Here is a 12,410-nt window from a genome sequence, read left to right on the forward strand (position 1 = left end):
GGGCTTGGCGATCTGGCTGCCCTCGCCGAAGAAGCCGCGGGAGAGCTTCACCCGTGCGCGGGTCCACAGTCCGGCCTTGCGGGCCACCCCGTTCTCGTCCACCTCGGGCGGCAGGTCGGAGGGCTGCGGCTGGTCGTGCGAGGTGAGGGTGTGGAGCCGGCCCTGCGGCAGCGGGGCGTGCACCTCGAGGAACTCGCCGTGCTGGAGCCGGTTGATGACGCCGGTCTCCCGGCCGTGCAGCACCTTCTCGCGGTCCCGCCGCTGGAGGCCCATGGCCCACCGCTTGGCGACCACGAAGGCGACCACCGGCACGGTGAAGAAGCCGATCCGCACCGCGTAGGTGATGGCGTTGATCGAGAGGTGGAAGTGGGTGGCCAGCAGGTCGTTGCCGCCACCGGCCAGCAGGATCAGGTAGAGGCTCATCCAGGCCACGCCGAAGCCGGTGCGGACGGGCGCGTTGCGCGGCCGGTCGGCGATGTGGTGCTCGCCCCGGTCCCCGGTGATCCAGCCCTCCAGGAACGGGTAGCACCAGATGACCAGCAGCACGGTCGGGAAGACCATCAGCGGGACGAACACCCCGAGGTTGAGGGTGTGGCCGCCCCAGACGCTGATCTCCCAGCCGGGCATCACGCGCACCAGGCCCTCGGAGAAGCCCATGTACCAGTCCGGCTGGGCGTCGGTGGACACCTGGTCCGGACGGTACGGCCCGTACGCCCAGATCGGGTTGATCGTGGCGATCGCCGACATCACCGCGACCACGCCGAAGACCAGGAAGAAGAAGCCGCCCGCCTTGGCCATGTAGACCGGCATCAACGGCATGCCGACCACGTTCTGGTTGGTCCGGCCGGGCCCGGCGAACTGGGTGTGCTTGTGGTAGAAGACCAGGATCAGGTGCGCCGCGAGCAGGCCCACCATGATGCCCGGGATCAGCAGGATGTGGACGGTGAACAGCCGCGGGATGATGTCGGTGCCCGGGAACTCGCCGCCGAACATGAAGAACTGCAGGTACGTCCCGACGATGGGGACGGACAGGATGGCGCCCTCCATGAAGCGGATGCCGGTGCCGGAGAGCAGGTCGTCGGGCAGCGAGTAGCCCATGAAGCCGTCGAACATGCCGAGGATCAACAGCAGCGCGCCGAAGACCCAGTTGATCTCGCGCGGCTTGCGGAAGGCGCCGGTGAAGAAGACGCGCAGCATGTGCGTCAGCATCGAGGCGATGAAGACGACGGCGGCCCAGTGGTGGATCTGGCGCATCAGCAGGCCGCCGCGGACGTCGAAGCTGATCCTGATCGTCGAGTTGTAGGCCTCGGACATCGAGATGCCCCTGAGCGGGACGTACGCCCCGTCGTAGACGACCTCGCCCATGCTCGGATTGAAGAACAGGGTGAGCCAGACGCCCGTCAGGATGATGATGACGAAGGTGTAGAGCGCGATCTCGCCCAGCATGAAGGACCAGTGGTCGGGAAAGATCTTGCGCAGATTGGACTTGGCCAGGGAGTAGATGCCGAGCCGGCCGTCGGTCCAGTCGGCCAGGGCCTCGGCCTTGTTGGCGGGCTCGGCGCGCGTGGTGGTCACCGGTCCCGGCTGCGACTGCTGGTCGGCTCTCACGACGGGCTCCCCGGCGTCCTCGGCGTGCCGGGCTGGAGGCCCGCCGGCGGGAGCGCCGGCCGGCGAAGTGTTGTGATCATGGGACCTCTCGATACGGGTCCGCCGGCCGGACCGGCGCGCGGACCAGGTGCTCCGCGGGACCCGTTGCTCAGGGTGATGGAGCGCTTACTCTGTCATGCTGTCGGCAGGGGGCCGACTGTGCACGTCCATCGGCCCGTCCGGCCGTGCGTGTCGGGCCGGACGGGGGCTCTGACGCCCGATCGGCTGGCCCCCGGTCGGCCCAACGGGTGCCGATGCTGCGGTCGAGTGCCGCTGAACCGTTTCGTCGCGCGCCGCGTCCGGGGGCCGCGCGGTCCGGGGCCTACGCTGCGCCAATGGTGGATCAGCGTGAACTCTTCGAGGACGTCACCGAGGCCCTGGCCCGCGCCGGGTTCGACACCGGGCCGGGCTCCTCACCGCTGTGGATCGACCGTCACCCCGAGGGCGTGGTGGTCGGCTGGACGCCGGGCGCGGAGCCGGGCGGGCCGCCGTCCCGGGAGGCGCTCGCGGCGCTGAGCGGCGCGGCCGCGGTCGTGCTGCGCGAGTGCGGCTACCTGGTCGCCGGGACGGAGGAGGGGGACCTGCTGGTGCGTTCCGCCGAACCGGTGACGGTCCCCGAGTCGGCCGAGCCGGAGGCGGTGCCGGAGCAGTGGTGGGGGTGAGGCGGGCCTCCTGACGATCCCCCACCTGCCGGTTTGACCGGTGCGCGGGCGAGCTCATACCGAATCATTACCTTCGCCGGGGGCTCTGTTGACCCGGCCGGCTCTAAGGTTTGCCTAAGCTAAGCCGAGGCGCCCTGGACCGTAGTGTCCAGGGCGTTCGGCTGTCGCCGCCCCACCGCCACCGCGACGGGGCCGAGAACAGGTGAACGACCCGGGCCGACCCGGGGGAGGAGCCCGCCGCATGTGGGATGAGGCGTTTCCCAGCTTCCTGATCGGGCTGCGCGAGGGCCTGGAAGCCGGACTGATCGTGTCGATCCTGATCGCCACGCTGGTCCGGGCGGACCAGAAGGCCCGGCTGCCACAGGTCTGGACGGGAGTCGCGGCGGCCGTCGCGCTCAGCCTGAGCTTCGGCGCGGTGCTCACCTTCACCGCCGCCAACCTCTCCGGCCACGCCCAGGAGGCGTTCGGCGGGGTGCTCAGCCTGATCGCGGTCGGCTTCGTCACCGCGATGGTGTTCTGGATGCGGCGCTCGGCGCGCACCCTCTCCGCCGAGATCAAGGAGAAGGTACGGGCCTCGCTGGCGATGGGCGCCGGCGCGCTGGTGTTCACCAGCTTCCTCGCGGTCGCCCGCGAGGGCCTGGAGACCTCGCTCTTCCTGTGGACCAACGTGCGCACCGCCGGGGAGTCGACCGGGCCGCTGATCGGCGCGGCCGTCGGCCTGGTGCTCTCGGCCGGGCTGTGCTGGGGGCTGTACCGGCGGGCCCTCAAGATGAACCTCACCCGTTTCTTCACCATCACCGGCGTCGGCCTGATCGTCGTCGCGGCGGGCGTGCTCGGCTACGGGCTGCGCGACCTCCAGGAGTCCGGGCTGATCGGCGGCGGCAGCTCGTACGCCTTCGACCTGAGCGGACACCTGGACGCCTCGTCCTGGTACGCGACGCTGGTCCAGGGCACCCTCAACCTGACCGTCACCATGACGGTGCTCCAGGTCGTCGGCTACGTCGCGTACCTGGGCGTCGTGATGACGCTGTTCGTCGAGGGGGTCCGGGGCGGCGGGAGCGCTCCGGCGGCCGCCGCCTCCACGGAGAAGCCCGCCACCGCGGAGAAGGCCGCTGCCCCGGGCGGGTCCGTCGGCGCTGAGGGCGGGCCGGCGCGGGCCGGGCGGCCGCGCTGGGTGCTGCCGACCGCGGCGATCGCCGTCCCGGTCGTGGTGGCCGGCGCCGTGATCGCGATCAGCGACGGCAAACAGGACGGCTCCGCCACCGTCGCCGTCTCCGAACAGGACTGCGGCAAGGGCTTCGCCGCCCCGCGGCCCGGCCAGCAGGTCTTCCAGATGCACAACACCGGCGACAAGGCCTCCGAGGTCTACCTGGTCAACCCGGCCACCGGCGCCGTCTACGGCGAGATCGAGGGCCTGGCCCCCGGCACCACCCGCGCCCTGACCGCCACCATCGGCTCCGGCGACTACGCCTGGCGCTGCGTGCCCACCGGCGGGAAGTCCGTCACCTCGGCCGCCGTGCACGTCAGCGGCGGCACCGAGGTCAAGGCCGTCAAGCCGGTCGCCGAGGAGGACCTCAAGGCGCCGCTCGACAGCTACAAGGCGTACGTCGAGCAGGGACTCGCGACGCTCGTGACGGAGAGCGGGAAGCTCCAGGCCGACGTGCGCTCCGGCGACCTCGCCACCGCCAGGACCGACTGGCTCACCGCCCACCTCCAGTACGCCTCGCTCGGCGCCGCGTACGGCACCTTCGCCGACCTCGACGGCAAGATCGACGGACGCCCGGACGGCCTCGCCGGCAAGGAGCGGGACCCGGGCTTCACCGGCTTCCTGCGGCTGGAGTACGGACTCTGGCACGGCCAGTCCGCCGCCGAGCTGACGCCCGTCGCCGACGGGCTGGCCCAGGACGTCGCCCAGCTCGCGCACGACTTCCCCGGGCAGGACTTCGCCCCGGGAGACCTGCCGCTGCGCGCCCACGAGATCCTGGAGAACACCCTCCGGTTCGAGCTGACCGGCGACACCGACATGGGCAGCGGCACCAACCTGGCCACCACCCAGGCCAACCTGACCGGCACCCAGGAACTGCTGACCCTGCTCCAGCCGCTGCTCGACGAACGGGACCCACAGGTGCTCGTCCGGGTGAACGCCGGGATGAAGCGCGTCGGAGACCTGGTCGCCGCCGCCCATCAGCCCGAGGGCTGGACCCCGGTCGACCGGCTGCCCGCCGACGACCGCCGGCGGCTGAACGGGGCCACCGGCCAACTGCTCGAAGACCTCGCCCCCGTCCCCGCCCTGCTCGAGATCCGGAAGGCCGCCTGATGACCGACCACACCGCAGCCACCGGCTCCTGCCCGTTCCCGCACACCGCCGCCGTCGCCGAACCGACCGCCCCGGGCGGCTGCCCGGCAGGACCGGCCCGGCGCAGCTTCGTGCGGGCCGCGCTCGGCGCCGGCGCGGGGGCGGCCGTGCTGGCCGGCGGCGCCCTCGGCCTCGGCGCCGGCCCGGCCGCCGCCGGGGACGGCGAGCAGGAGAAGAGCGGGGCGGTGCCGTTCCACGGAGACCACCAGGCCGGCATCACCACCGCGGCCCCGGGCTTCGCGGCCTTCGTCTCCTGTCAGGTGATCGCCCAGGACCGCAAGGGCCTGGAGACGCTGTTCCGGACCCTCACCGAACGGATCCGCTTCCTCACCACCGGCGGCACCCCGCCGGACCTCGGCGTCGGCGCGCCGCCGGCGGACAGCGGCATCCTCGGCCCGACCGTCCCCACCGACCACCTGACCGTCACCGTCGGTGTCGGCGCCTCGCTCTTCGACGACCGCTACGGGCTGGCCCAGGCCAAGCCGGTCAAGCTCGCGCCGATGAAGACCTTCCCGAACGACAACCTCCAGGCCGCCGAACTGCACGGCGACCTCTCGCTACAGATCTGCGCCGACCGCCAGGACACCGTGCTGCACGCGCTGCGCGACATCACCCGGCACACCCGGGGCGCGATGCAGATCCTCTGGCGGATCGACGGCTTCCAGAGCGAGTCCCGCCCGGACGGCGCGCAGCGCAACCTGCTCGGCTTCAAGGACGGCATCGCCAACCCGGACACCGCCTCCACACGCGAGATGGACCGGCTGATCTGGGTCACCGACGGGACGGGCGAGCCCGCCTGGGCGACCGGCGGCAGCTACCAGGTGATCCGGATCATCCGGATGCTGATCGAGTTCTGGGACCGCGTCACCCTGGCCGAGCAGGAGAAGATGTTCGGCCGCCGCCGCGACACCGGCGCACCGCTGGACGGTGCCCGGGAGACCGACGCGCCGGACTACGCCAAGGACCCGGAGGGCAAGGCGATCCCGCTCGACGCGCACATCCGGCTGGCCAACCCGCGCACCGCCGACACCGACACCTCGCGCATCCTGCGGCGCGGCTTCAACTACGACCGGGGCATCGACCGGGCCGGGAACCTGGACATGGGCCTGGTGTTCTGCTGCTACCAGCAGGACGTGGTGCGGCAGTTCGAGGCCACCCAGACCCGGCTGATCGGCGAGCCGCTGGTGGACTACATCTCGCCGACCGGCGGCGGGTACTTCTTCGTCCTGCCCGGGGTGAAGGACGACGCCGACTGGCTCGGGCGGAGGCTGTTGGCGGCCGTCTGACGGGTGGCGGTCCGACGGCGTCCGCCGCGGCGGGCCCGGTGCCGGGAGGCTCCGGGCCCGTCCGCGTCCGCCGGAAGGGGCCGGGTCGCCGGGGAGGCTCCGGGTCGTCGGGGAGGACCCGGGCCCGTCCGCGTCGTCGGGAAGGACCCTCAGGAGCCGAGGGTGAAGCCGATCACCGCGCCACCGCCCTCCCGGTTGCCGGCGAAGGCCGTCCCGCCGTGCGAGCGGGCCACCTCGTGCACGATGGCCAGGCCCAGTCCGGAACCGGGCAGGCTGCGGGCGGCGGTGGCCCGGTAGAAGCGGTCGAAGACCCGGTCGAGGTCGGCCGCCTCGATGCCCGGGCCGCGGTCGCGCACCTCCACCCGCGGGCCGCGTACCACCACCTCGATCGGACCGGTCCCCGCCGGGTCGAACTTGGCGGCGTTGTCCAGCAGGTTGCCCACCGCGCGGGCCAGCGCGTCCGGCCGGACGGTGACGACCGTGGCGTCCGCGTCGACCACGATCTGACGGCCGCTGCGCCGCCGGGCCTGGGCGGCGGCCTCCCGGACCACGTCGGCGAGCACCACCTCGGTCGGCTGCCCGTCCGCCTTGCGGTCCGCGGCGAGGGCCACCAGTTCCTCCACCAACTGGGTCAGCTCCCGCGCCTCCTCGGCCAGATCGGACATCAGCGCGGCCTGCTCGGCGGGTGGCAGCCGGTCCAGGCTGGGCAGCACCGCGAGGTTGGTCCGCAGGCTGGTCAGTGGGGTGCGCAGCTCGTGCCCGGCGTCCTGGACGAGCCGGCGCTGGTTCTCCTTGGCGGTGGCGAGCCGGGCCAGCATCCGGTCGAAGGCGCGGCCGAGCCGGCCCACCTCGTCCGTTCCGGCGGCGGGCACCTGGACGTCCAACCGCCCGCTGGCGGCGACCAGTTCGGCCGCGGCGGTGAGCCGGACCAGGCGCCCGGTGATCCGCCCGGCGAGCAGCCGGCCGGCCGCGCCGGCGAGCACCGCGACGACCGCCACCAGGGCCACCGTACGGGTCCGCAGGGTGGTCAGCAGCGCCTCGGTGGGCCCGACCTGCTGGATGACCTGGACCGCGCCCCGCCGCCCGCCGAGTGAGACCACGGCGACCCGGTAGCCCTCGCCCTGCTGGTGGCGCAGTCCGATCGAGGTGCCGCCCGGCTGCTCGGCGCGGGCGAGCTCCTGGTCGGCCGGGACCAGGGGCAGGTCGAGCCGGGCGGTGCCGGGCAGCACCGTGCCGTCGGGGTCGAGCGACTGGGTGGTGACCCGGATCGGGCGTACCAGGTCCGCGCTCAGGCCGCTCGGGCCGGCGAAGTCGCCCGGGAAGAGGACCTCTCGCTGGACCTGCCGGCCGACGGAGTCGACGGCCGCGCCGAAGTCGGCGGTCTCGTCGTCCCAGATCAGCTGGGCGGCGGCGTGGTAGCCGAGGGTGCCGATCACCACCGCGACCAGCGCGGCGATCGTGGCGAAGGCGAGCGCGAGGGTGGTGCGCAGGCCCGGGCGCGGGATGCGGGGGAGGCGGGTGAGGTGCGGGAGGCGGGGGAGGCGGCGGGCCGGTCGGGGGAACCGGGAGAGGCGGCGGGCCGGGCCGGTCATGGCTCGCGCAGCGTGTAGCCGACGCCGCGGACGGTGTGGATCAGCGGGGCCAGGCCGGGGCGGTCGAGCTTGCGGCGCAGGTACCCGATGAAGACGGCGAGGTTCTTCGAGCCGGGGCCGAAGTCGTAGCCCCAGATCCGCTCGTACAGGGTGGCCTGGTCGAGGACGGCGCCGGTGTTCCGGGCCAGCAGCTCCAGCAGGTCGAACTCGGTGCGGGAGAGTTCGAGCTCCCGCCCGGCGCGCCAGACCCGCCGGGCGGGCGGTTCGATCCGCAGGTCGGCGATGGTCAGCACCTCGGCGGTGGGTTCGGGCGGCCGGCGGCGCAGCAGGGCGCGCAGGCGGGCGAACAGCTCGTCCACGTCGAAGGGCTTGACCAGGTAGTCGTCGGCCCCGGCGTCGAGGCCGGCGATCCGGTCCGGGACCTCGACCCGGGCGGTCAGCATCAGCACCGGAGTGCGGTCACCGGCGGTGCGCAGCCGACGGCAGACCTCCAGACCGTCCGGCTCGGGCATCATCACGTCGAGCACCAGGACGTCGGGGCGCTGTTCGGCGAGGACGGCCAGCGTCTGGGTGCCGTCGGCGGCGATCCGCACCCGGTAGCCCTCCAGCATCAGGGCGCGGGCGAGCGAGTCCCGAATGGCGCGGTCGTCCTCGGCGATCAGCACGGTGTGGGTCATGGCGGAGATTCTTCCTGGCGTGCTCACGACCGTTCCCGGCGGGGCCGGGGCCACGGCGGGTGATCGGGGACGGCCGCCGCTTTCGCGCGGTGCTTCGCGGGCGTACGGTGGCCGTACGGTGGCGCGCCGCCGGGCGCGCCCAGGCCCCCGTCCTTCCGGCAGGATCCGAAGGAGAGGAGCCGGTTCGAGTCGGCACGCCCTGCCGGAGGCCGCGATGGCAGACCGGATGGCCTTCTTCACCACCCCGCGCGCGGAGCGGGCGCGGCGGGACGCGCGGGAGCGGCTGGGGGACTGGCGGGAGGTGTACCGGCCGGGCCCGCTGTTGCCGGTCGTGGGCGTGCAGGCGGGGCGGTGCATGGACTGCGGGCTGCCGTTCTGCCACAGTGCCTGTCCGTTGGGAAACCTGGTGCCGGAGTGGAACCGGCTGGTGGCGGAGCCGGGTGCGGGTGCGGGTGCGGGTGCGGGTGCGGGTGCGGACTGGCGGGCGGCCGCGGCGCGGCTGTTGGCGACCAACAACTTCCCGGAGTTCACCGGGCGGCTCTGCCCGGCGCCCTGCGAGAGCGCCTGCGTGCTGGCGATCGACGGCACGGCGGTGACGATCAAGGACGTGGAGCTGGCGATCGCCGACCGGGCCTGGGAGGAGGGCTGGGACGGGCCGCGGCCACCCGGGCGGGCCGACGGCCGACGGGTCGCGGTGATCGGCTCGGGCCCGGCCGGGCTGGCAGCCGCCCAGCAGCTGACCCGGGCCGGGCACGCCACCACGGTGTACGAGCGGGCCGACCGCGCGGGAGGGCTGCTGCGGTACGGCATCCCGCCGTTCCGGCTGGAAAAGCACCGGTTGGAGCGCCGACTGGACCAACTGCGGGCCGAGGGCACAGAGTTCCGCACCGGGGTGTGGGTCGGCCGGGACGTCCCCGGCGAGGAACTGCGGGCCGGGTACGATGCCGTGGTGGTCGCGGTGGGTGCCACCGCCTGCCGGGAACTGCCCGTCCCGGGGCGGGAACTGTCCGGGGTGCACCAGGCGATCGAGTACCTGACCTGGGCGAACCGGGTGGACGAAGGCGACTGCCCCGCGCCGCCGGTGTCCGCCGAGGGACGGCACGTGGTGATCGTCGGTGGCGGGGACACCGCGGCGGACTGCCTGGGGACGGCGCTGCGCCAACGCGCCGCTTCGGTCACCCAGCTGGACATCAACCCGCGCCCGCCGGGGCGCCGGGCACCCGGGCAGCCCTGGCCGGGCCACCCCAAGGTGTACCGGGAGACCACCTCGCACGAGGAATCAGGTGCGGTGGAGGCGGGCCCCCGGGTGTTCGAAGCGACCACCGTGGGCTTCGAACCGGGCCCGGACGGCCGGCTCGCCGCCGTTCGCTTCGCCGAGGCCGAACCCGCCGACCGCAGCCCCCGGCCGGGCACCGGGCAGCGGCTCCCCGCCCAGCTCGCGCTGCTCGCGCTGGGCTTCACCGGACCGGAGCCGGACCCACGGCTGTTCGCCCAACTCGGCCTGGCCACCGCGCCGGAGGGCACGCTGGCCAGGGACGACGGCTTCGCCACGGAGGCGCCGGGCGTGTTCGTCGCGGGGGACGCCGGACGCGGACAGTCGCTGATCGTGTGGGCGATCGCGGAGGGCCGGGCGGTGGCGGCGGCGGTGGACCGGTACCTGCGCGGGTGGACGGAGCTGCCGGAGCCGATCAGGGCCTCGGCGCGGGCGTTCACGGTGTGAGTCCGGGAGCGCCCGCGCCCGGCGGTCGGTTCGTGTGGTTGACGGTCTGTGTGGTTGACGGTCCGTGGGGCCGTCGGCCTGTGAGGCTGTCGGTCCGTGGGGTTGCCGTGTGGGGTGGTCGGGCTGTGGGGCCGTCGGCTTGTGGGGCCGGGGTCAGAGCGGCGGCAGGCGGCGGAGGAACACGTCGTCGACGCCGTTGGTGTCCCCGGGGACGAGGGTGCCGTCAGAGGAGGTGAACACCACCGTGGTGCCGAGGGCGTCCACGAACGGACCGGAGGAGGCGCCGGTGTTCTGCGAACCGTCGCTCGCCACGCTCACCCGCTCGGTCCGGCCGGTCCACAGGTCGCGCCGGAACACGTCCTCGGCACCATTGGTGTCGCCGGGAACGAGGTTCGCCGCCAGGGAGCTGAAGTAGACCCACCGGTCGTCGGCCGTCATCCGGCCGCCGTAGGAGTCGAGGGTGGTGGTCGTCCCTGGCAGGCCGGCACTGACCAGGGTGTCGGTGCCCTGTTCGAGGTCGCGGGCGTAGACCTCGAAGTGCCGGTCCCACGAGGAGCCGCCGTTCGGGACCCAGGACGTGTACACCACGTAGCGGCCGTCCGGGCTGAGCGAGGGGCTGGCCGCGCCCCGGTAGCCGCCCTGGCCGTCCGAACTGGCCAGGCTGGTTCGCCCGGAGCGCAGGTCGCGGGCGTACAGCGGGTAGAGGCGCGGCTTGAGGAGCTCCGCGCGGGACTCGTGCCGGAAGGACCCGGCGACGAACTCCTGGTCGGAGCCGGCCTTGAGCGAGGCGACCGCGGCCGGGGAGAGTGCGCCGGCCTGGCCCGGCCCGATCAGGTTGGTGGCCTTGGAGATGAAGACGACCGTGCTGCCGTCGGCGCTGATCTCCGGAGCGGCGGAGGAGGCGTCTGCCTCCTTGCCGTCCGCGCCGATGCTGACCAGGCGGACGTCGCCCGTCCAGCGGTCGGTGACGTAGATGTTGCCGCCGAACCAGGTGACCGTGTCGGGGGCGAGGTCGCCGCGGTTGGACTGGTAGGCGACGTAGCGGCCGTCCCAGCTGATCGAGGGGGAGCCGGACAGCTTGCCGGTCTGCGGTGCGCCGGGAGTCCTGCCGACGCTGACGAGGCTGGTGTCGCCGGTCCAGCGGTCGTGGACGTAGACGTTCTCGTAGCCGAGGTTGGCGCCGGGGGTGAGGTTGGTGGCGGTGGAACCGAACGTCACGTAGCGGCCGTCGCCGCTGATGGCGGCTTCGTAGGAGTCGCCGTCGGCCTGGGCTCCGCCCGGGCCGGTGTCGACCCGCTCGGTGTGGCCGGTCCACAGGTCGCGGACGAAGACGTCGGACTTGGCATTGGTGTCGCCGGGCACCAGGTCGGCGGCCTCCGAGGTGAAGACGGCGTAGCGGCCGTCGGCGCTCAGGCCGCGACTCCGGGAGGCGCCGGTGGACTGTGCCTGGCCGGGGCCGACGGAGACGCGCTCGGTGCGGGCGCCCGGCCAGGCTGTCGGGGCTGTCGGGGCCGCTTGGGCCGAGGTGGTGCGGGGCGGCGCTGGTCGGGGCGGAGCCGCCTGGGCGGGGGCGGCGATGACGGTGGCCAGCGCGGCGGCCGCGAGGGCGCAGGCCGCGCGGAGCGGGCGGCGGATACGGGACATCTGGTTCCCTTCTCGGATCGGCCGTGCCGCATCGGCGGTGTGCGCCGAACTCCCCGTCGGCCGGCTCGGGGTGAGCCAACCTCCGGGCGGTGCGGCCGGTCAACGGTTGTGCGCCGGGAGCGGCGCATTCGGGCCGGTGAGCCCATGACACGATCGGATCGAATACGTACGGTCTTTGCTACGATCCGCGCGGCAAGGGTGTCAGGAAATGTGCGTACGGGGGTCGGAGAGTGACGGCATGAGCGCAGGTGGGCGGACGGCGGCGTCGGTCGAGGTCCGCTACACCCCGACGGCCGCGGACTTCCGGGAGGCCCGCGCGGCGTGGGACCGGCACACGGCGGCCGGGCGCCGGGCACGGCGGGGCCGGTACACGATCGCCGCCTGCCCGGCGGTGCTTTCGGCACTGCTCGGGGCTGCCGGATGGGCGGGGCCGCTGCCGGGGGTGCTGATGCTCGGCGCGCTGCTGCTGTTGCTCGCGCCGCCCCGGCTGCAACTGCGGCGGGTGACGCGATTGGCGGCGGACAAGGGCGAGTTCCGGGTCCTGGTGGACGACTACGGGGTGGTCGTCGAGAACGAGGACTCCGTCACCGAGCTGGGCTGGCCGGAGCAGCGGTACCACCTGGAGACGCCCGGACTGTTGCTGCTGCTGGGCGGGAGCGAGGAGACGGGGGTGCTGACCATGCTGCCCAAGCGTGGAATCGAGGACGTTCGGCGGCTGGAGGAGCTGATCGATCGGCATGCGACGGCGCTGGTCCCGGAGTGAGCGGTGGTTCGTGCGGCTGGTTCGGCGGGATTCGGTGGAGTCCGGCGGGACCGGTGAGTCACG

The 12,410-nt window shown here is 73.6% G+C and carries 9 protein-coding genes; 5 read left to right on the forward strand and 4 right to left on the reverse strand.

The genetic code is table 11. The annotated features are described in order from the left end of the window. On the reverse strand, window positions 1-1,575 hold a 1,575-nt coding region (locus ACFRMQ_RS07195), incomplete at its 3' end, for a cytochrome bc complex cytochrome b subunit (protein ID WP_380727922.1). 407 nt (window positions 1,576-1,982) lie between these two features. On the opposite strand from ACFRMQ_RS07195, the gene ACFRMQ_RS07200 reads away from it, so the two are divergent. The 3 genes from ACFRMQ_RS07200 to efeB all read left to right on the forward strand — a co-directional run bounded on the left by ACFRMQ_RS07200 (window position 1,983) and on the right by efeB (window position 5,951). Further along, on the forward strand, window positions 1,983-2,309 hold the full coding sequence (locus ACFRMQ_RS07200; protein WP_380727862.1) for a hypothetical protein: 327 nt from the start codon (window positions 1,983-1,985) through the stop codon (window positions 2,307-2,309). A 241-nt stretch (window positions 2,310-2,550) separates the two neighbouring features. Beyond that, a complete protein-coding gene (gene efeU / locus ACFRMQ_RS07205; protein WP_380727864.1) occupies window positions 2,551-4,626 on the forward strand; it encodes an iron uptake transporter permease EfeU in 2,076 nt (691 codons plus the stop codon). After that, entirely contained in the window at window positions 4,626-5,951 is a 1,326-nt protein-coding gene (gene efeB, locus ACFRMQ_RS07210) for an iron uptake transporter deferrochelatase/peroxidase subunit (RefSeq protein ID WP_380727866.1), read from the forward strand. Before efeU ends, efeB begins: the two co-directional genes overlap by 1 nt. A gap of 149 nt (window positions 5,952-6,100) precedes the next feature. On the opposite strand, the gene ACFRMQ_RS07215 is transcribed toward efeB, so the two are convergent. Next, on the reverse strand, window positions 6,101-7,543 hold the full coding sequence (locus ACFRMQ_RS07215; RefSeq protein WP_380727868.1) for an ATP-binding protein: 1,443 nt from the start codon (window positions 7,541-7,543) through the stop codon (window positions 6,101-6,103). Continuing rightward, complete coding sequence (locus tag ACFRMQ_RS07220) at window positions 7,540-8,220, reverse strand: response regulator transcription factor (protein ID WP_380727871.1); 681 nt, start codon at window positions 8,218-8,220, stop codon at window positions 7,540-7,542. The genes ACFRMQ_RS07215 and ACFRMQ_RS07220 overlap by 4 nt, the downstream gene beginning before the upstream one ends. Before the next feature lie 214 nt (window positions 8,221-8,434). Here ACFRMQ_RS07220 and ACFRMQ_RS07225 point away from each other — a divergent pair, with 214 nt between their 5' ends. Further along, window positions 8,435-9,940, forward strand: a complete 1,506-nt coding sequence (locus tag ACFRMQ_RS07225; RefSeq protein ID WP_380727873.1) for a glutamate synthase subunit beta — start codon at window positions 8,435-8,437, stop codon at window positions 9,938-9,940. A gap of 153 nt (window positions 9,941-10,093) precedes the next feature. Here ACFRMQ_RS07225 and ACFRMQ_RS07230 read toward each other — a convergent pair whose 3' ends face one another. Then, complete coding sequence (locus ACFRMQ_RS07230; RefSeq protein ID WP_380727875.1) at window positions 10,094-11,584, reverse strand: TolB family protein; 1,491 nt, start codon at window positions 11,582-11,584, stop codon at window positions 10,094-10,096. A 238-nt stretch (window positions 11,585-11,822) separates the two neighbouring features. Between ACFRMQ_RS07230 and ACFRMQ_RS07235 the strand changes: the two genes are divergently transcribed. Continuing rightward, a complete protein-coding gene (locus ACFRMQ_RS07235; protein ID WP_380727877.1) occupies window positions 11,823-12,347 on the forward strand; it encodes a hypothetical protein in 525 nt (174 codons plus the stop codon). Window positions 12,348-12,410: the final 63 nt, after the last annotated feature.

Origin of the sequence: Kitasatospora sp. NPDC056783 (genome assembly GCF_042789895.1) — a bacterium.
GTDB lineage: Bacteria > Actinomycetota > Actinomycetes > Streptomycetales > Streptomycetaceae > Kitasatospora.

Bases quoted from the DNA above. Each gene is read 5' to 3' on its own strand.
- ACFRMQ_RS07200 (WP_380727862.1), top strand. From the start codon at position 1,983: ATGGTGGATCAGCGTGAACTCTTCGAGGACGTCACCGAGGCCCTGGCC.
- efeU (WP_380727864.1), top strand. From the start codon at position 2,551: ATGTGGGATGAGGCGTTTCCCAGCTTCCTGATCGGGCTGCGCGAGGGC.
- efeB (WP_380727866.1), top strand. From the start codon at position 4,626: ATGACCGACCACACCGCAGCCACCGGCTCCTGCCCGTTCCCGCACACC.
- ACFRMQ_RS07215 (WP_380727868.1), bottom strand. From the start codon at position 7,543: ATGACCGGCCCGGCCCGCCGCCTCTCCCGGTTCCCCCGACCGGCCCGC.
- ACFRMQ_RS07220 (WP_380727871.1), bottom strand. From the start codon at position 8,220: ATGACCCACACCGTGCTGATCGCCGAGGACGACCGCGCCATTCGGGAC.
- ACFRMQ_RS07225 (WP_380727873.1), top strand. From the start codon at position 8,435: ATGGCAGACCGGATGGCCTTCTTCACCACCCCGCGCGCGGAGCGGGCG.
- ACFRMQ_RS07230 (WP_380727875.1), bottom strand. From the start codon at position 11,584: ATGTCCCGTATCCGCCGCCCGCTCCGCGCGGCCTGCGCCCTCGCGGCC.
- ACFRMQ_RS07235 (WP_380727877.1), top strand. From the start codon at position 11,823: ATGAGCGCAGGTGGGCGGACGGCGGCGTCGGTCGAGGTCCGCTACACC.